General features: G+C 65.6%; 19 protein-coding genes, 1 tRNA gene and 2 pseudogenes. 16 read left to right on the top strand and 6 right to left on the bottom strand.

Annotated elements, in window-relative coordinates; translation table 11 throughout:
- Positions 1-2: 2 nt before the first annotated feature.
- Genes NKI49_RS12885 through NKI49_RS12875 form a run of 3 tightly spaced genes read left to right on the top strand, consistent with a single transcriptional unit; the run spans position 3 to position 2,163 of the window.
- Positions 3-635, top strand: a complete 633-nt coding sequence (locus tag NKI49_RS12885; RefSeq protein ID WP_352597880.1) for a precorrin-8X methylmutase — start codon at positions 3-5, stop codon at positions 633-635.
- Positions 632-1,402 (top strand): precorrin-2 C(20)-methyltransferase, encoded by a 771-nt coding sequence (locus NKI49_RS12880; RefSeq protein WP_352597879.1) that lies wholly within the window; start codon positions 632-634, stop codon positions 1,400-1,402. The genes NKI49_RS12885 and NKI49_RS12880 overlap by 4 nt, the downstream gene beginning before the upstream one ends.
- A complete protein-coding gene (locus NKI49_RS12875; RefSeq protein WP_352597878.1) occupies positions 1,399-2,163 on the top strand; it encodes a precorrin-3B C(17)-methyltransferase in 765 nt (254 codons plus the stop codon). Before NKI49_RS12880 ends, NKI49_RS12875 begins: the two co-directional genes overlap by 4 nt.
- Here the strand turns inward: NKI49_RS12875 and NKI49_RS12870 are convergent.
- Positions 2,151-2,903 carry a cobalt-precorrin-6A reductase gene (locus NKI49_RS12870; protein WP_352597877.1) on the bottom strand — a complete coding sequence of 251 codons (753 nt, stop codon included), beginning with the start codon at positions 2,901-2,903 and terminating at the stop codon, positions 2,151-2,153. The two genes, NKI49_RS12875 and NKI49_RS12870, sit on opposite strands and share 13 nt — an antisense overlap.
- A gap of 1 nt (position 2,904) precedes the next feature.
- On the opposite strand from NKI49_RS12870, the gene cbiE reads away from it, so the two are divergent.
- The 7 genes from cbiE to cobT are packed head-to-tail and all read left to right on the top strand — an operon-like array spanning position 2,905 to position 9,244.
- Positions 2,905-4,146: a precorrin-6y C5,15-methyltransferase (decarboxylating) subunit CbiE gene (cbiE, locus tag NKI49_RS12865; RefSeq protein ID WP_352597876.1), complete on the top strand. Its 1,242-nt coding sequence runs from the start codon at positions 2,905-2,907 to the stop codon at positions 4,144-4,146.
- A complete protein-coding gene (locus NKI49_RS12860) occupies positions 4,143-4,529 on the top strand; it encodes a cobalamin biosynthesis protein (protein ID WP_352597875.1) in 387 nt (128 codons plus the stop codon). Before cbiE ends, NKI49_RS12860 begins: the two co-directional genes overlap by 4 nt.
- Positions 4,526-5,290, top strand: coding sequence for a precorrin-4 C(11)-methyltransferase (gene cobM / locus NKI49_RS12855; protein WP_352597874.1), 765 nt, complete (start codon positions 4,526-4,528; stop codon positions 5,288-5,290). Before NKI49_RS12860 ends, cobM begins: the two co-directional genes overlap by 4 nt.
- A complete protein-coding gene (cobA, locus tag NKI49_RS12850) occupies positions 5,287-6,105 on the top strand; it encodes a uroporphyrinogen-III C-methyltransferase (RefSeq protein WP_352597873.1) in 819 nt (272 codons plus the stop codon). The genes cobM and cobA overlap by 4 nt, the downstream gene beginning before the upstream one ends.
- Positions 6,102-7,421 (top strand): cobyrinic acid a,c-diamide synthase CobB, encoded by a 1,320-nt coding sequence (locus tag NKI49_RS12845; RefSeq protein WP_352597872.1) that lies wholly within the window; start codon positions 6,102-6,104, stop codon positions 7,419-7,421. Before cobA ends, NKI49_RS12845 begins: the two co-directional genes overlap by 4 nt.
- The gene (locus tag NKI49_RS12840) at positions 7,418-8,194 is read left to right on the top strand and encodes an adenosylcobinamide-GDP ribazoletransferase (protein ID WP_352597871.1); all 777 of its coding nucleotides are present in this window, start codon (positions 7,418-7,420) and stop codon (positions 8,192-8,194) included. Before NKI49_RS12845 ends, NKI49_RS12840 begins: the two co-directional genes overlap by 4 nt.
- Positions 8,195-8,233: 39 nt before the next feature.
- Positions 8,234-9,244: a nicotinate-nucleotide--dimethylbenzimidazole phosphoribosyltransferase gene (gene cobT, locus NKI49_RS12835; RefSeq protein WP_352597870.1), complete on the top strand. Its 1,011-nt coding sequence runs from the start codon at positions 8,234-8,236 to the stop codon at positions 9,242-9,244.
- Positions 9,245-9,505: 261 nt separating this feature from the next.
- On the opposite strand, the gene NKI49_RS12830 is transcribed toward cobT, so the two are convergent.
- Positions 9,506-9,581, bottom strand: a tRNA-Lys gene (locus tag NKI49_RS12830).
- Between the two features lie 106 nt (positions 9,582-9,687).
- On the bottom strand, positions 9,688-10,593 hold the full coding sequence (locus NKI49_RS12825; protein ID WP_352597869.1) for a PhzF family phenazine biosynthesis protein: 906 nt from the start codon (positions 10,591-10,593) through the stop codon (positions 9,688-9,690).
- 101 nt (positions 10,594-10,694) lie between these two features.
- Here NKI49_RS12825 and NKI49_RS12820 point away from each other — a divergent pair.
- From NKI49_RS12820 to NKI49_RS12795, 6 genes and pseudogenes are all read left to right on the top strand, one after another.
- Positions 10,695-11,986: pseudogene (locus NKI49_RS12820) on the top strand (efflux RND transporter periplasmic adaptor subunit).
- 4 nt (positions 11,987-11,990) lie between these two features.
- Entirely contained in the window at positions 11,991-12,698 is a 708-nt protein-coding gene (locus NKI49_RS12815; protein WP_352597868.1) for an ABC transporter ATP-binding protein, read from the top strand.
- Positions 12,695-13,912: an ABC transporter permease gene (locus NKI49_RS12810; protein WP_352597867.1), complete on the top strand. Its 1,218-nt coding sequence runs from the start codon at positions 12,695-12,697 to the stop codon at positions 13,910-13,912. The genes NKI49_RS12815 and NKI49_RS12810 overlap by 4 nt, the downstream gene beginning before the upstream one ends.
- 118 nt (positions 13,913-14,030) lie before the next feature.
- The gene (locus NKI49_RS12805) at positions 14,031-14,258 is read left to right on the top strand and encodes a hypothetical protein (RefSeq protein ID WP_352597866.1); all 228 of its coding nucleotides are present in this window, start codon (positions 14,031-14,033) and stop codon (positions 14,256-14,258) included.
- 608 nt (positions 14,259-14,866) lie between these two features.
- Entirely contained in the window at positions 14,867-15,859 is a 993-nt protein-coding gene (locus NKI49_RS12800; protein WP_352597865.1) for an alpha/beta fold hydrolase, read from the top strand.
- Positions 15,860-15,873: 14 nt separating this feature from the next.
- A complete protein-coding gene (locus NKI49_RS12795; RefSeq protein ID WP_352597864.1) occupies positions 15,874-16,299 on the top strand; it encodes a VOC family protein in 426 nt (141 codons plus the stop codon).
- Between the two features lie 120 nt (positions 16,300-16,419).
- On the opposite strand, the pseudogene NKI49_RS12790 reads toward NKI49_RS12795, so the two are convergent.
- The 3 genes and pseudogenes from NKI49_RS12790 to NKI49_RS12780 all read right to left on the bottom strand — a co-directional run bounded on the left by NKI49_RS12790 (position 16,420) and on the right by NKI49_RS12780 (position 18,625).
- Positions 16,420-16,672: pseudogene (locus NKI49_RS12790) on the bottom strand (FitA-like ribbon-helix-helix domain-containing protein).
- Positions 16,673-16,790: 118 nt separating this feature from the next.
- Complete coding sequence (locus NKI49_RS12785; RefSeq protein WP_352597863.1) at positions 16,791-17,507, bottom strand: hypothetical protein; 717 nt, start codon at positions 17,505-17,507, stop codon at positions 16,791-16,793.
- A gap of 5 nt (positions 17,508-17,512) precedes the next feature.
- Complete coding sequence (locus NKI49_RS12780; RefSeq protein ID WP_352597862.1) at positions 17,513-18,625, bottom strand: endonuclease/exonuclease/phosphatase family protein; 1,113 nt, start codon at positions 18,623-18,625, stop codon at positions 17,513-17,515.
- Between the last annotated feature and the right edge of the window lie 23 nt (positions 18,626-18,648).

Raw genomic sequence — 18,648 nt, 5'->3', positions numbered from 1 at the left:
GCATGGCCGCCTACGACTATATCCACGACGGCACGGCGATCTACGAACGCTCCTTCGCCATCATTCGTGCCGAGGCCGATCTCACGCGCTTTTCGGAAGCCGAGGCCGATGTCGCGATCCGCATGATCCATGCCTGCGGCCAGGTCGAAGCCGCCAGGCATTTCGTGTTCTCCAGCGATTTCGTCGCCGCCGCGCGCGCCGCCTTGGCGGCGGGCGCGGCGATCTTCTGCGATGCCGAAATGGTCTCGCATGGCGTCACCCGCGCCCGCCTGCCGGCCGGCAACGAGGTGATCTGCACGCTGCGCGACCCGCGCACGCACGAAATCGCCAAGGCGGTCGGCAACACCCGCTCCGCCGCCGCGATCGATTTGTGGGGCGAGCGCATGGCCGGTTCGGTGGTTGCCATCGGCAATGCGCCGACCGCGCTGTTTTATCTGCTGGAAAAACTGCGCGACGGCGCGCCGAAGCCGGCAGCCATAATCGGCATGCCGGTCGGCTTCGTCGGCGCCGCCGAATCCAAGGACGCGCTGGCGCAGAATTCCTACGGCGTACCCTACGCCATCGTGGGTGGCCGGCTTGGCGGCAGCGCCATGACCGCCGCAGCACTCAATTCCCTGGCGAGGCCCGGCCTGTGAACGCGCACCACGAAGCCATTCCACGGGGTCGTCTCGTCGGCGTCGGCACCGGTCCCGGCGACCCGGAATTGCTAACGCTCAAAGCCGTCCGCGCGTTGGCCGAGGCCGATGTCGTGGCGTATTTCGCCAAGCGCGGCAACAACAGCAACGCGCGCGCCATCGTCGAAGCACAGTTCCGCCCGGGCATGGTGGAACTGCCGCTGCTTTATCCCGTGACCACGGAAATCGACAAGGATCACGACGACTACCGCGCGCAGATCACCGGTTTCTACGAGGAATCCGCCGAGGCAGTCGCCAAGCACCTCCAGGCAGGCAAGATGGTTGCGGTGCTGTCCGAGGGCGATCCACTTTTCTACGGCTCCTACATGCATCTGCATGTACGCCTGGCGCATCGTTTCCCGACCGAGGTCATTCCGGGCGTCACCGCCATGTCCGGTTGCTGGTCGGCCACCGGCCTGCCGATCGTCCAGGGCGACGACGTGCTGACGGTTCTGCCGGGCACGATGAGCGAGTTCGAGCTGACGCGCCGGCTTGCCGACACCGATGCCGCCGTGATCATGAAGGTCGGCCGCAACCTGCCCAAGATCCGGCGGGCGCTGGAAGCCACCGGCAAGCTGACGCGCGCTGTCTATGTCGAGCGCGGCACCATGACCGGCAGCGTCTCGATGAAGCTTGCCGACAAGCAGGACGACAAGGCGCCCTACTTCGCCATCGTGCTCGTCGCCGGCTGGTCCGGCCGGCCCGGCATCTCGGGAGCGCAGGCATGAGCGGCCGCGTCACCGTCATCGGGCTTGGGCCGGGAAATGCCGATCAGGTGACGCCCGAGGCCAGCCGCGCCGTGGCGGAAGCGAGATTCTTCTATGGCTACAAGCCCTATCTCGACCGGCTGGAATTGCGCCCGGACCAGACCCGCGTCGCCTCCGACAACCGCGAGGAACTCGCCCGCTCCAAGGATGCACTGGCAAAGGCCGCCGAGGGCCATGATGTCGCGGTGGTTTCCGGCGGCGATCCCGGCGTCTTCGCCATGGCGGCCGCCGTCTGCGAAGCGATCGAGGCCGGTCCGGCCGAATGGCGCGCGGTCGATGTCGCCGTCGTGCCTGGCATCACCGCCATGCTGGCTGTCGCCGCCCGCATCGGCGCGCCGCTCGGCCATGATTTCTGCGCCATCTCGCTGTCCGACAATCTGAAGCCATGGGAGTTGATCGAACTGCGCCTGCTGGCGGCGGCCGGCGCCGGCTTCGTCATCGCGCTCTACAACCCGATCAGCAAGGCACGGCCGTGGCAGCTTGGCCGCGCCTTCGAATGCCTTGCCGCCATCCTGCCCGGCACCACGCCAGTCATCTTCGGCCGCGCCGCCGGCCGCCCGGACGAACGCATCGAGGTCCACCTGTTGGCCGACGTCGAGGCCGAGAAGGCCGACATGGCGACCTGCATCATCATCGGCTCGCCGGAAACCAGGATCATCAAGCGCGGTGAGAAGCCGGCGCTGGTCTACACGCCACGCTCGTCCACGGGTCAGAGAAAATGATCGACCCAAAATCGATCGACGACGGCGGCAAGCGCTTCGACGGTTTCGGCCGAGGGAACATCGGGCAGAAGGGGTCTGCGGATCATGACCACCTCGATGCCGAGCGCCCGCGCCGCGGCGATCTTGCCGTAGGTCGCCTCGCCGCCGCTGTTCTTCGACACGACGGCGTCGATGCGATGCTTTTCGAGCAGCGCACGTTCTTCCACTTCCCGAAACGGCCCTCGGGCCAGCAGATAGGTCGCATCCGGTACCGCCAGCTTCGGCTCGACGGGATCGACGCTGCGAATGAGATAGTGGTGCTGGGGCGCCGCTTCGAAGGCGGCGACCTCTTGCCGGCCGAGCGCCAGCAAGACGCGGCGCGGCGCCGCCCCGAGCGCCTGCGCGGCATCGCCTGCTGTATCGACCTGCGTCCAGCGGTCGCCTTCGACTGGCACCCAGCCGGGCCGCCGCAGGGCAAAAATCGGCACGCCGGCCAGGCGCGCGGCGTGCGCCGCATTGGCGGAAATCCGCGCCGCATAGGGGTGCGTGGCATCGATCAGCAGGTCGATAAGCCCATCTCGCAGATAAGCGGCGAGGCCGTCGGCGCCGCCAAAACCGCCGCTCCGCACCGGCACGCCTTGCGCGACCGGGCTTTCGGTGCGCCCGGCCAGCGACAGCGTGACCGAGGCGCGCGCCGCCAGTTTGCTCGCCAGTTGCCGGGCTTCGGTGGTTCCGCCGAGGATCAGAATGCGGTGGGTCATCATGCCTGCTAAGGGTCCGCGCGGCGCCAAGATCAACCAAAAATGGCTCACCATCATCGGCATCGGCGAGGACGGTTTAGCGGGTCTCGGCGACGAGGCCAAGCAGCGGATCGCCCAGGCGGAGATCCTCTTCGGCGGCAAGCGGCACCTGGCGCTGGTCGCTTCCTTCGCCAAGGGCGAGCCCCGCCCCTGGCCGGTGCCTTTCGATGCCGGGATGGCTGACGTGCTGGCGCTTGCCGGCAGGCGCGTCTGCGTGCTCGCCTCCGGCGATCCGTTCTTTCACGGCGTCGGCGCCACGCTTGCCCGCAAGGTCAAGCCGCGGGAAATGCACGTCATTCCCGCGCCGTCGGCCATATCGCTGGCCGCCGCGCGCCTCGGCTGGGCGCTGCAGGACATCGAAACCGTGTCGCTGCATGGCCGGCCGCTCGACCTGATCCGGCCGTTGCTGCAGCCGAACGCTCGCATCCTGGCGCTGACCTCGGATGCCGAAGCACCGGCGGCGATCGCCCGCCTGCTCGTCGAACTCGATTTCGGCGCCTCGCGGCTGACGGTTCTGGAGGCGCTGGGCGGGCCGGAGGAGAACCTGCGCTCGGTTCGCGCCGATGCCTTCGATCTCAAAAACATCAATCCGCTCAATGTGCTGGCCATCGAAGTTGATTCTGGCCCGGATGCCCGCATCCTGCCGCTCACGGTTGGCCTTGCCGATCATCTGTTCGACCATGACGGCCAGATCACCAAGCGCGAGATCCGCGCCGTCACGCTGTCGGCGCTGGCGCCGAGGCGCGGCGAATTGCTGTGGGATATCGGCGCCGGCTCCGGTTCCATCGGCATCGAATGGATGCTGGCCCATCCTTCGATGCGCGCCATTGCCATCGAAGCCGACCCGATCCGCGCCGCCCGCATCGGCCGCAACGCCGCCGCTTGCGGCGTTCCGGGCCTTTTCGTGGTGGAGGGCAGCGCGCCCAAGGCGCTCACGAAGCTGGATACGCCGGATGCGATCTTCATCGGCGGCGGCGGCAGCGACACAGGCGTGTTGAACGCCGCCGTCAAGGCGCTGCGTTCCGGCGGCCGCCTGATTGCCAATGCGGTGACGCTGGAGATGGAAGCCCTGCTTCTCGCGCGCCATGTCTCGCTTGGCGGCGACCTTATCAGGATAAATATATCCCGCGCGTCGCCGGTCGGCTCGATGCAGGCATGGCGGCCGGCCATGCCGGTCACGCAATGGAGCTGGGTGAAGCCATGATGGTCGCGGGCATAGGCAGCCGAAAGGACGTGAGCGTCGAGGACGTGCTGGCGGCGATAGAAACCGCGCTCGAAGCGCATGGACTGGCAATGACGGCTCTTTCCGCACTGGCCACCGCAACACTCAAGAAGGACGAGGAAGCGATCTCTGCCGCTGGCCGGGCGCTGCGCCTTCCCCTCATCATCGCCGATGACGCAGCACTTCAGGCCGCCTTGCCGGACATGCTCAGCCATTCCGGTCTCTCGCAGGATCTGGCCGGCACGCCATCGGTCTCCGAGGCAGCCGCCCTTGCCGTCGCCGGCAAAGGCGCCAGGCTGCTCGGTCCCCGCACGGTGCTCGGCCCCGTCACTTGCGCCATCGCCATCGGCGGAGACGTGTCATGACCGTGCATTTCATCGGTGCCGGTCCGGGTGCCGCCGATCTCATCACGCTGCGCGGCGCCAGGCTCCTGGCAAGCTGCCCGGTCTGCCTGCATGCCGGTTCGATCGTCGCGCCCGAACTGTTGCAGCACTGCACGCCGGGGACGAAGCTGATCGACACCGCGCCGATGTCGCTCGACGAGATCGAGGCCGCGTATCTCGACGCCCACGGAGCCGGCCATGATGTCGCCCGCCTGCATTCCGGCGATTTGTCAGTATGGAGTGCGGTCGCCGAGCAGATCCGCCGGCTGGAGAAGCATGGCATCCCCTATACGCTGACGCCGGGCGTCCCCTCCTTCGCCGCGGCGGCCGCAGCGCTGCGCCGCGAACTGACCATCCCCGAAGTCGCGCAAAGCCTGGTGCTGACCCGAATCTCCGGCCGCGCCTCAAAAATGCCGCCCGGCGAAACGCTGGCCGGCTTCGGCCGCACCGGTGCCACGCTCGCCATTCACCTGGCCATCCATGCCATCGACCGCGTCGTCGCCGAGCTCAGGCCGCACTATGGCGGCGACTGCCCGGTGGCGATCGTCTTCCGCGCCTCCTGGCCGGACGAGCGCGTGCTGACCGGAACGCTGGAAACGATCGAGGGGCTGCTCGCCGCCGATCCGATGGAACGCACCGCGATCATCTTCGTCGGCCGTTCTCTGGCGGCGGAGGGCTTTGGCGAGAGTTCATTGTACGACGCCCACTACCAGCGGCGTTTTCGCGGACGGGACGGATTGTGAGCGCCAGCACCAAAAACACTGGCAAGAACGCCACGCTCGAACAAGCCTTGTCCCGGCTGAACTTCAAGCCGCGCCGGCTCGATCCAGGCCATGTCTGGCTGGCAGGCGCCGGTCCGGGCGATCCAGGCTGCCTGACGCTGGAAGTGCTGGCGGCCTTGGCCGAGGCGGATGCGCTGGTCTACGACGCGCTGGTCTCGCCCGATGTCGTGGCGGTGGCGTCGGCGGCCGAGCTGTTCTACGCCGGCAAGCGCGGCGGAAAACCGTCGATGAAGCAGGACGACATCACCGCTCTGCTGGTGCGGCTGGCGCGCGAAGACCGCCGCGTCGTCCGGCTGAAGGGCGGCGATCCCTATATTTTCGGCCGTGGCGGCGAAGAAGCCCTGGCGCTGGCGCGCGAAAATATCCCGTTCCGTGTGTTGCCCGGCCTGACATCGGGCCTCAGCGCGCTGGCCGCAACCGGCATCCCGGCCACCATGCGCGGCATCAACAAGGCGGTGATCCTGGCCACCGGCCATGCCGCCGGCACCGATGACGACATCGACTGGGCGGCGGTCGCCCGCACCGGCCAGCCTGTCGTCGTCTACATGGGCATGGCGAATCTACCCCTGATCGCCGCGGCATTGCTCGACGGCGGGCTCGCGCCATCGACGCCGGCGGCGGTGATCGTCGCCGCGACGACGCCGCAGGAACGAACCGTCGTCGCCACGCTGGCGACCATCGCCGAAGAAGCGGCAGCAGCCGGATTGGCCGCGCCGGCGCTGATCGTCGTCGGCGGCATCGTCGCCATGCGCGCGGCACTGGCGGGCGGGGCATGACCGCTCGCGCGATCATCATCGGCGCGCCGCGCTCCGGCTCGGGCAAGACCAGCGTCACCATCGGTATTTTGCGCGCACTCACCCGGCGCGGCCTGAAAGTGCGCGGCGCCAAATCCGGCCCCGATTACATCGATCCCGGCTTCCACACCGCCGCCACCGGTCTGTCCGGCGTCAACCTCGACAGCTGGGCGATGCCGCCGTCGCTGCTCAATGCGCTCGCGGCACAAGCGGCCGACGACGCCGATTTCGTCATCCTCGAAAGCGCCATGGGCCTGTTCGACGGCATTCCGGCCGCGCCGGGACGCAGCGGTTCGGCCGCCGATCTCGCCCGGCTCTACGGCCTGCCGGTGCTGCTGGTGCTGGACGTCTCCGGCCAGTCGACCACGGCGGCGGCCGTCGCCAAGGGTTTTGCCACCTACGATCCGGATGTGCGCATGGCCGGTGTCGTGCTCAACCGGCTGGGCAGCGAGCGCCACCGCCGGCTGTCCGGCGACGCCATCGAGGCGATCGGCCTGCCGGTCGTCGGCGCCATCCTGCGCGATCCCACGCTCAACCTGCCCGAGCGCCACCTCGGCCTCGTCCAGGCGGGCGAATATGATGACCTGATGGCGCATCTCGACCGGCTCGCCGACATGGCCGAAAAATCGCTCGACCTCGATGCCGTGATGGCGCTGGCGACACCCCTCGCCCCGGCGCCCGGCGGCTTCGACGATGCGCTGCGGCCGCCGGGGCAGCGCATCGCGCTGGCCGAGGATGCAGCCTTCACCTTCCTCTACCCGCATGTCGCCGCCTACTGGCGCAGGGCCGGCGCTGAGATCGTCCCGTTCTCGCCACTTGCAGACGAGGCACCGGCGCAGGATTGCGATGTCTGCTGGCTGCCCGGCGGTTATCCAGAGCTCCACGCCGGCCGCCTTGCGGCGGCGGCGACTTTCAAAGCCGGCATGACAAAATTCGCCGCGACGAAGCCCATCCATGGCGAGTGCGGTGGCTTCATGGTGCTGGGCGAAGCGCTGGAGGACGCGTCTGGCGAAACGCACGGGATGCTCGGCCTGCTCGGCCATTCCACCAGCTTCGCCAGGCGCAAGATGAACCTCGGCTATCGCGAAGCGCGGCTGCGCGCCGACTGCCCGCTAGGCTCCGGCGGCGCGTTGATCCGAGGCCACGAATTCCACTATGCGCAGATGCTTGCTGCCGGCAATGACGAGCCCTTGGCCGACCTCGCCGATGGCCAGGGCAATCCGATCGGTGCCTCAGGCTATCGGCGCGGCCATGTCAGCGGCACTTTCTTCCACGCCATTGCTAGGGCTAGCGCATGAAGCTCCCGAAAATCACTTTCTCTCCCAGGCAGTTCCCCAGCGACATCGCACTTTGTCTGGTCTTCTTCACCAGGCTGCCGCTGCCAGTTTTCGACTTTCGCGGCCGCGGCCTCGCCGCCGCCATCTGGGCCGCGCCGGTCGCCGGCCTCGTCGTCGGCCTGATCGGCGCGATCGTCTTTGCCACGGCGGAACGGTTCGGCCTTGCCATGGGTCCGGCGGCGGCACTTGCCCTGGCCGCAACCCTGCTCATCACCGGCTGCCTGCATGAGGATGGATTGTCCGATGTCGCCGACGGCTTTGGCGGCGGCAGTTCGCGCGGCCGCAAACTCGAGATCATGCGCGACAGCCGCATCGGCGCCTATGGCGCGGTGGCGCTCGCCCTGTCGCTGTTGATCCGCTGGAACGTGCTTTCGGAATTCGTCGATCCCACGCAGGCCCTCTTCGCCCTGGTGGCCGCGCACGCCGCCTCGCGTGGCGTGCTGGGCGCCTTCATGCATCTCTTGCCGTCGGCGCGGTCCGAGGGCCTGTCCGCCGACGCCGGTGCAGTCTCGCTCGAAACCGCCTTGGCAGGCGCCGTGCTCGGCGCGATACCGCTCCTCTTGCTCGGGCTCGGCGGCGCTATTTTCGCGCTCATCCTGCTCGGCCTGCTGTTTGCCGCGTTCCGGGCCCTCTGCCTCAACCAGATCGCCGGCCAGACCGGCGACACGATCGGCGCCTTGCAGCAAGTGAGCGAAATCGCCGTGCTGCTCGTCGCTTCCGTAGCTCTTTTCTGATTCCCTTTGGTCTGATTCTCTTTTGGAGCCTTTGCCCCCATGTCCTTCAAATCACTCGATGAACTGCGCGCCGCTTGCGCGAACCTGCCGGCCGGCAGCGACGCCGCCGCAAATGCGGTCGCCCGCCGCCAGGACACGCTGACCAAGCCGCAAGGCAGCCTTGGCCGGCTGGAAGCCACGGCCGTGTGGCTGGCGCGATGGCAGGGCCGCGACATGCCGAAACTCGACCGGGTGAAAGTCTTTGTCTTCGCCGGCAATCACGGCGTCACCGCGCAAGGCGTGTCTGCCTATCCCTCGGAAGTCACCGTGCAGATGGTGGCGAATTTCGCCGGCGGCGGCGCCGCCATCAACCAGCTCGCCCGCATCGCCGGCGCCGAACTGGACGTCATCCCGCTCGATCTCGATCATCCCACGGGCGATTTCACGCAAGGCCCGGCGATGGACGACAAGGCGTTCCTCGCCGCCGTGTCGACCGGCCATGACGCGGTAACGAAGGACCTCGACCTCGTCTGCTTCGGCGAAATGGGCATCGGCAACACCACGCCGGCGGCCGCCATCTCAGCCGCCCTGTTCGGCGGTGGCGCGGAAAAATGGACCGGGCGCGGCACCGGCGTCGACGACGCCGGCTTGAAGCGCAAGGTGGTCGCCATCGAAGCCGGCCTGAAACGTCATGCCGATACTCTTTCCGACCCGTTGAAAGTCGCCGCCAACCTTGGCGGGCGCGAACTCGCCGCCATCTTCGGCGCAACCCTCGCCGCCCGTCATCTCAGCATACCCGTGCTGCTCGACGGCTTCGTCTGCACCGCCGCCGCCGCCCCGCTGGCCAAGCTGCATCCGACCGGCCTCGCCCACACCATAGCAGCGCATGTTTCGGCCGAATCGGGCCATCGCGGCCTCCTCGAAGCGCTCGGCCTGCCGCCGCTGCTCGATCTCGGCATGCGGCTAGGCGAAGGCTCCGGCGCCTGCCTCGCCGTCAACATCGTCCGCTCGGCGCTGGAATGCCATGCCAGGATGGCGAGCTTTGCCGAGGCTGGCGTTTCGGAGAAGTAGCTTCACCCTCCGGTTCGGCAGATTTCTAAGCCGCATTTTCGCCGCAGCTAAATCGCCGTTGGAGCAATTCCAGGGAAAGTGTGAAACGGTTTTCCGTTCGGAATTGCGTAAAAACAAAGAGGTAGAGCGGTTCGGCGTTTCGATGAACCGCTCTACCGTCAAATATCGTTGCTGGTTGAAGAATCGCATTCAGGCACTTGGCCCGAGACGCGTCAAACGCGTCCCGCTTTTAGGGTCTTTCCACCAACTCTTCTAGGAATTTGGTGGGTGCGCACAGGATTGAACTGTGGACCCGCTGATTAAGAGTCAGCTGCTCTACCAACTGAGCTACGCACCCACTCGGCCGGCAAAAACCGGCGTTGGCGGGCATATAGCCGCCGATGCCGGTCCTGTCCAGCCCTGCCGGAATCATTTCCCGACAAATCGACCAAGCCTGGATACAATCAGACGAACAGCCTGCCTTCCGCAACCTTGATCGCGTTGCCGCCGATGCGCGCCGAGGCCAGTTTTCCGCCTTGCACGGTCAGTTCGAGGCGGATGCGCGACGGCCGGCCCATCTCCAGGCCCTGCTCGATCCACAGCCGCGAAATGCCGTCCGTCGGCCCGTCGAAATGCATGATGGCGCCGGCGAAGGCGGCGGCCGCCGAGCCGGTCGCGGGATCCTCATAGGAAGGCGTGCCGGGCACGATCATGCGGACATGGAACGCGCTTTCATGGTTCACCGTCTCGCGGCAATAGACATAGGGACTGGCGAAGGCCCAGTCGCTCTTGCGCGGCGCCAGTTCCGACCACGCCTGGTTGTCCAGCCGGATCCGGCCCGCCGCCTCGAGATTGGCGACCGGGATGGTCACGTAGGGCACGCCCGCCGACCAGAAGGAAACGCGGTGATTCTCGAAGCCGATCTCGTGCGGCGCCAGGCCAAGCGCGGCACCGATCGCTTCCGGATCGGCATCGAGCTTCAACGGCTCCGGCAATTTCGCCAGGTCGAACTCGGCGAAGATGGCGCCGTCATGCCTGCTGACGGCGCAGCGCACCGGACCGATGTTTTCTTCCAGCACGAAGATGCCGGCGTCCTCATCCGCGAGTTCCGCCAGCGCGATCGCCGAACCCACCGTCGGGTGGCCGGCGAACGGCATTTCATAGTCGGGCGTGAAGATGCGGATGCGATTCCGGTGCTTTGGGTTGTCCGGCGGCAACACAAAGACAGATTCGGACAGGTTGAACTCGCGCGCGATGGCTTGCATCGCGGCCGTGTCCAATCCCTTGCTGTCCAACACGACAGCCAGCGGGTTGCCGGCCAGTCGCTCGGTCGTAAACACATCGTAAAGCAAGTAATTCCGGGTTTGCATTCCTGCCTCAATCCCAACATGAGCGAAATTTAATTTGATATTTGAACCATCAGGCCTGATCTGTGCACCGATAGGGACATCTCGCATCATAGGGGTCCAGCGTGGACCAGATTGTCAATCTGCCAAAGACGGAATCGGATTCCGCCATCGAAACGGCGCTCGGGCTTGACCAAAAAGGTCTGCGCAAGACGCGCCGTCGTGGCTGGCTCTATGCGCTGCTGACCCTGATCGTGCTTGCCGCCGGGCTTGGCCTCTATCAGTGGTATGCCGGCACGCCGGCCAGCGTCGATTACACCACCGTGCCGGCCGCCAAGGCCGACCTGACCATCCAGGTATCGGCGACCGGCACGCTGCAGCCGCTCACCCAGGTCGATATTTCCAGCCAGCTCTCCGGCATCATACACTCGGTCTCGGTCGAAGAGAACCAGCAGGTGAAGAAGGGCGACGTGCTGGCGGCACTCGACACCGCCAAGCTCGAAGTCCAGATCGAGCGGGCGCAGGCGTCCGCCAAGGCGGCGGCCGCCAAGGTCGAGGACGCCACCGTCACGCTCGCCGAGAACGAAAGCACGCTGTGCGCGCGGCGGCCCTGACCAAGCGCGGCATGGCGACCGATCAATCGCTCGAGGCGGCGACCGCGACGCGCGACCGCTCCAGGGCGGCGCTCGACAGCGCCCAGGCCAATCTCGCCATCGCCAATGCCGATCTGAAGTCGCAGCAGACCGACCTCGCCAACAGCACCATATATGCGCCGATCGACGGCATCGTGCTGACGCGCTCGGTCGATCCCGGCCAGACGGTCGCCTCCTCGCTCCAGGCGCCGGTGCTGTTCATCATCGCCGCCGATTTGAGGAACATGGAACTGGTGGCGGCGGTCGACGAGGCCGATATCGGCGCGGTCAAGACCGGCCAGCATGCCCGCTTCACCGTCGACGCCTTCCCGGAGCGGCCGTTCGATGCCGAGATCCGCGACATCTCCTATGCCTCGGTCACGACAGACGGCGTCGTCACCTACAATGCGCGGCTCGAGGTCGACAACAATGAGCTTTTGCTGCGGCCCGGCATGACTGCGACGGTTTCGGTCGTCACGAGGCAGGCCAAGGATGTGCTCACCGTGCCCGCCGGCGCCTTCCGCTATCGTCCGGCGCAGCAGGCGGCACGTGGCTGGAGCCTGAGCGACCTGTTCACCGGCCGCATGGGCCGGCCTGGCGGCAATCGCCAGCGCCAGGCAGCGACGCCGCCCACGGACGGCTCGCGCACGCTCTACGTGCTGGAGAATGGGCGGCCGCATCCGGTCAACGTCAAGATCGGCTCGACCGACGGCGAACTGACCGAGATCATTTCCGGCCTGGATGAAGGCGCGCAGGTCATCACCGCGTCGCAGCAGCGGAGTTGAGGCCGTGGCCGCGGGCGCGCCCCTCATCACCTTCGACAAGGTCTGGAAAAGCTACGGCCAGGGCGAAGCCAAGGTGCACGCGCTGGCCGGCGTCGACCTTGCAATAAAGCGTGGCGAATTCGTCGCCATCATGGGCCCGTCCGGGTCCGGCAAGTCGACGGCGATGAACATCATCGGCTGCCTCGACACGCCGACGGCCGGAACCTATTCCTTCATGGGCGTCGACGCCGGCCGGCTCGACCGCAACCGCCGCGCCATGCTGCGCAACCTCTATGTCGGCTTCGTCTTCCAGGGCTACAATCTGCTCGCCCGCACCACGGCGGCGGAAAATGTCGAACTGCCGCTGATCTATCGCGGCGTGGCTAGCCGCGAGCGCCGCGAGCTTGCCATGCAGGCACTGGCTGAAGTCGGCCTTGTCGGCCGCGAACACCACACGCCGGCCGAGCTTTCCGGCGGCCAGCAGCAGCGCGTGGCGATCGCGCGCGCCATCGTCACCCGGCCGACGCTGCTCGTCGCCGACGAACCGACCGGCAATCTCGACACCGCCCGCACGCATGAGATCATGGACCTGCTGACGCGGCTGAACAGGGAACTTGGCTTGACCATCGCCATGGTTACGCACGAGGCCGACGTCGCCGAATATGCCGAACGCACCATCCGCTTCCTCGACGGCCACGTCGCCTCGGACACCATGAGTCTGGAACCGGCATGATCTGGGAAACCGTCCGCCTCTCGCTCCGCTCGATTCGCCGCAACGTGCTGCGCTCGTTCCTGACATTGCTCGGCATCGTCATCGGCGTTGCCGCCGTCATTGCCATGCTCACCATCGGCTCCGGCACCACGCAAAAGGTCAAGGCCGACATCTCCAAGCTCGGCAGCAATCTGCTGGTCGTCCGTTCCGGCCGCCCCGCCGGTCCTGGCGGTCCCGGAGGGCTCGACCAGGTGGTGCGCCCGCTGGCCGAAAAGGACCTTGCGGCGCTGGTCGCGCATTTGACCGGCGCGCGCGCCATTTCGCCGGCCTCGCAAAAGCAGGTTCGCGTCATCTTCGGCACCGAGAGCCTGACCTCTGGCGTTACCGGCACCGACAGCGCCTATCTCGATGCACGCGACTGGAAGCTGGTGTCGGGCCGCCCGTTCAGCGATTCCGAAACCCGCTCGGGCACCGGCGTGTGCCTGATCGGCGAGACGGTGCGCCAGCAGTTCTTCGGCGCCGGCGATCCCGAAGGCGAGATCATCCGCGTCAACCGCACCTCCTGCAAGATCATCGGCTTGCTCGAGCCCAAGGGCTATACCGGCTTCGGCCAGGACCAGGACAATGTCGTGTTGATGCCGCTGCATGCCTATCAACGCCGCATCGCCGGCAACCGCGACATCGACAACATCTACATCGCCGCCGACGACAGCACGCCGACCAGCGAGTTGCAGCCGCGCGTCGAGGACATCTTGCGCGATGCGCGCCGTATCACACCCGACCGCGAGAGCGATTTCGCCATCCGCGACATGACCCAGATCGCCGACGCCATGGCCAGCGCCACCACCACCATGACCGGCATGCTCGGCGCGGTCGCCGGCGTCAGCCTGCTGGTCGGCGGCATTGGCATCATGAACATCATGCTGGTCTCGGTCACCGAACGCACCCGCGAGATCGGCATCAGGCTCGCCATCGGCGCGCATGAGAAGCACATCCTCATCCAGTTCCTGGTCGAGGCGACGGTACTGTCGCTGCTCGGCGGCATCATCGGCATCCTGATCGGCCTGGCGCTGGCCGGCCTCGCCGCGGTGACGCTGATCATCCCCTTCGCGCCAAGCCCGGCGGTCATCCTGCTCGCCGTCGGTTTTTCCGCGCTGATCGGCATGGTGTTCGGCTTCTTCCCGGCCCTGCGCGGCGCCAGGCTGGATCCGATCGACGCGCTAAGGCACGAATAGACAACTCCACGGCAATCAGCGGCTATCCACAACCTTGGGATGTTTGCCGCGGCCCTGAATGTTGTCGCCGTTCGATCCACCATGCTACGCCGAAGGCATTTCTGGTCGAGGAATGGCGATGAGCAAGAAGGCGCGACTGGTCCTGGTGATGGTGGTCATCGAGGCAGCCCTGGCCGGCATCTGGTGGTATCTCGCCCGTTACGGCATGGCCAATCCGGACCGCGTCACACCGGATTTCCAGGTGGTCGTCGGCCAGACGATGGGCATGGCGATGGGCGGATTGCTGGGTATCGGCGGGGTATTGTTCGTTGTCGCTGCCCGCAATGACCGCCGCAAGGCGCTCTAGCCAAGGCAGGGCATCATAGCCCCTCGCAAAACCACCATCGCGATCGTCACCGTGCCGATAGTGTCATTAGCGCTGGATCGGAGCGTGGGGTCAACGGCCAACCGAGAAACACCTCTATGGCGGCACCCAGGATTTCCGTGCGCGGGAACCGAACCATGCTACGGCCGTTCTGGAAAAGAGTGGATCGGCTACTACGGACTTGGGCGGTTCAGGCCTATGACCCCGCCGCAGACACGGGGGATAGTTGCCCGCATGCGCCCTTGCATCACGGTTTCGCGGCTGCCTTTATCGGCATCCTGCACATCCCGGGTGTGGGGCAGTAGGACGGCATGCCGGACACGAAAACCGCCATGCACGAAATGCTGGAAACCCAGCCGTTCGGGCTGCAGGCCGCGTGTTTGGAGTGGCCGACTCCAGCAAGATGTTGACCCTCGCTCTGTAGCGGAACCCCGAGTGGCGGTTGGCGATTGGGCCGGAACGGCGAGCGGTAGCGCGAAGTTGCCGTGAGTGGAGCGCCGTTTTTGGCGCGAGAGCCGTTGAGTTCGCGAAAGAGGAGACGATTCACAGCATTCGCCCAATGGTGAGATCGCATTTCTGAAGGAGAAGCAATGAAGGGGTTTATTACCGCGCTGGCGTTGAGCGCCGCGAGCCTCAGCTTTTCGATGCAAGCAACGCCTGCTGCGTCACAGCAAACACAAACGCTAGCCGAGCGGTCTGGTCTTCCCGCAGGCTTCGATGCGCAGTTCGCCCACCGCTACGGCGAGGCCAATGGCGTCCGCCTCCATTATGTGATCGGCGGGCCAGCTGATGGGCCGATGGTGGTGTTGCTCCACGGTTGGCCGCAAACGTGGTACACGTGGCGCAACGTAATGCCGGCTTTGGCAAAGGCTGGCTACAATGTTGTCGCGATCGACTATCGGGGCGCCGGCGATTCGGAAAAGCCGCAAGACGGCTACGACAAGGCAACTATGGCCGCCGATATTCATGCCCTGGTTACCCAAATCGGCGCGCGCAAAATCAATTTGGTCGGCCGCGACATTGGCGTAATGGTCGCCTACGCCTACGCCCGCCAATGGCCGGGCGAGGTGGGCAAGCTCGTCATGCTTGACGTGCCGATTCCTGCGACCAGAGCTTGGAATGAAGCCAAGCATAAGCCTGATCCCGAGCTCTGGCATTTCGGTTTATTTCAGCAGCGCGACATCGCCGAGATGCTCGTGACCGGCCACGAATATCCGTTCATCCGTGACTTCATCTCGTCGCGCAGTTACAGGCCCATCGCCGATCAAGACGTCGCTGTGTATGCCAAGGCTTACGCCGCGCCGGGCGGTCTGCGTGCTGGGTTTGAACTCTATCGGGCCTTCCCCGAGGACGAACGCAGATTCGCGGAGTTCGAGAAAACCAAGCTGCAGGTCCCGATTCTCGCGCTGGCCGGCGACAAGAGCAACGGCGCGACCGAGCTGTCCATGGCGCGAGAAATCGGATCGGACGTGCGAGGCGGAGTCGCCCCAAATACCGGCCATTGGCTGCCCGATGAGAACCCGGATTTTCTGACGGGACAGCTTCTTGACTTCTTCGGCCGCCAGGCTCGTCAGCTCAACTGACGTGAGTGAGACCGATGCACTTCCGGGGTATTCAGCACGTCAGCATTCCGGTGAAGGACTTCACGCGCGCCCGCCACTTCTATTGCGATGTGCTCGGACTCGAACCGCATCCTGAGAAATCAAACTGGCTCGGTATCGGACAGGCTTGCCCAGTTCATCTGATAGAGCAGACGATCGCGCCTGCCGAGCTGCCACACGAGCCTGCGCGCCATTTCGCGCTTCAGGTTTCGAGACTCGAAGATGTCGTCGCGCTGCTACTCCGGAACGGTTTTAAGCCGTTCCAGTCCGACGTCCAGCAAAGGAAGCACTGCCCGGTCAGGTCGATCGAACAGCCGCTCGACTTTGGTATCGGCACCATCTTTGTCGAGGATCCAGACGACAACATCGTCGAATTTATCGAGATGGGACGTGGAATATTCGCCGAATACGATCCGAGCTGAGCTAAATGGGGCACGCTGCCCGCGCGATGGGCAGCTCTGGCACGCGACCACAAGGTGACGGCGCGCCAGCCGCAGTCAATCGCGATCGCTATTTGGTGTCGGCACAAGGCTTGGTGTGGATCATTCGAACCTCACTGGCTCGCCCGGTGTTTTGTCGCGGAGCTGCTGCAAGGCATCGACATCCTCTTGCGACAATCCGGCTTCGGCCGATGGCGGCGAGCAGCGAGCCGAGTTTGACCCGATTGGATGGCCGCACGGCCGTTTCCAGGATTTCACGCATTTCAGCTTCGGTGCTGCGGCCGTGGTGCGCTGCCCGCACCTTCAAGGCGCGGAGCGTTTCCTCTGGCAAATTGCGGATAGTGACAGCACTCATCGATATCATCCAAAGCTACAGTGATGTCATTGATAGCAATATAGCAAATTTGCTATCACAGCCACTCAGGCCATCATATGCCAGCCATTGGCGATCCGCACGGAAGGGTACTAAAATTCTAGTCCCCGTTCGCAAAATGCCACTCGATCAGCGGCTTCATGTGCGGCATCAGCCCGTGCGGCAGGTCGGCGGCATGGCGGATGATGACCGGGCCCACGATCTCCGGTTCGGCTTCGGTCGCTACGAAGGCCGAGATGCGCTGCGCGATCTCTTCGGCGGGCTCGGCAACCCGGTAGCGGCGGAAGATCACCGTGCCGCTTGCCGTCGACAGGGCATGGTAGTGCAGGCCGCGTACGGCGTCTGAAATGTCGAGGCCCGTTTCTTCCCGCACCTCGCGGATCATGTTGAAATCGACATCGACGAGGCCGTCGCGAAAATCGGCCGGCTCGAACGAGCCGGCGGCGAAATAGACACGGCCGGCAGTGACGGTGTGGGCTGCCATGCGAATCGCCACCAGCGCATTGTCGCCGGCCACAAGCATGGCGTGGGCATAGGCGTGCTCCGCGCCGGAATTCTCGCGCCGCTTACGCCAAAGCATGAAGGTGGAGTAGTTGACCGCGTGGCACCGGCCGACGAGCCGATTGTCGCGCCAGGCAAGTCGCGAGAGCAGCACCACCGGGCCGTCGAACAGCGCGGGGTTGGCCGCGATCTCGAGCTGCCAGTTCGCGGCGATCGCCTCGGCATTATCCAGCGCGAAAGGATGCGGGCCGGGGTCGAGCCGGACGTCGACGGCATCGACTGGCAGGATGACATTGCGCGGCAGGTCGAAACTCATGCCTGTCAGGCCATGTCCAGCGTGATCGCCACCGGGCAATGATCCGACGCCTTGGGCCGGTCCCAGCCGGCGCGCGGAAAGCGCTCGACCTGCTGCCCGGCCGGGAAGATGGTGCGCCAGGGCTGGCCCTTGCGGATGATGTCGGGAACGGCCGTAGCGTTTTTCGCCGCCAATCCCCTGGACAGCAGGATGTAGTCGAGCTGGCACAGATGCCGCTCTTCGGGCCCGCGCGTGTGGTAAAAGGTCCAGCGGTTCATTTCCGGCCGCCGCTCGACGACGTTTTCGCAGAAGCCGCCCGATGTCAGCACGTTGATGCAGGACCGGTCTTCGTTCGCAACCTCGAAGCGATAGCCGTCGAACTCGTCGCCGGCGATCTTCACCCGCTGCCGGTAGTCGTTCATGTCGCCGCAGATCGCCCAGCGCTTGTCGGCGGCATGATCCCCGCCGAAACGGTCCTCGATGATGCGGCGCACGGCTTGCGCCTCGGCGATGCGGATCGGCATCGTCGCCTCGCGCCCGTCGAGCCCGTTGCGAGGCGAACCCATCGACTTGAAATGCACGAGATAGAGCGTCAGCGGCACGCCGCCGACGGTCAGGTCGATCTCCAGGCAGTCGCGCCGGAAGATGCGCTCATTGGCCTGGTTGCCGAGGGCCGCCAGTTCCGGCGTGTGCAGCCCGAACTGCTCGTAGGTGACATAGGCATGGCCGGTCATGCGCACGAATTCGATCGGCTGTCCCTGGGCGGTTTCGTTGCGCATCATGACGGCGACGTCGATGCCGCGTGAATCATTGCCCGCGGTGGTGTATTTCTGCCGGTAGCCCTGCCCCACCATTTTGAACAGATAGCCGTATTCGAAGGCCTTCAGCGCCTCGATGTTGTCGACCTCCTGCATGCAGATGATGTCGGCGCGGGTCGCCGCGATCGCCAGCGCCGTCAACTGGCGCGTATCGTCGGACTGCGCGATGGCCCGGGCCTGTTCCAGCATCTTGTATTCGGCTTCGCTCTGGATATCGAACAGCGCCAGCGTTCGATCCTCGTTGAGCTGGTTGCGGTATCCGGAAAAATCGAACCTGTTCATCAGGTTCTCGACGTTGAAGGTGGCAAGGCGCAGCGACATGTCCTGACCTTTGCCCGCAAGTG

It is taken from the genome of Mesorhizobium sp. M0587 (assembly GCF_040320945.1).
Taxonomy (GTDB): domain Bacteria; phylum Pseudomonadota; class Alphaproteobacteria; order Rhizobiales; family Rhizobiaceae; genus Mesorhizobium.
This window is presented reverse-complemented; position numbering and strand designations above follow the sequence as displayed.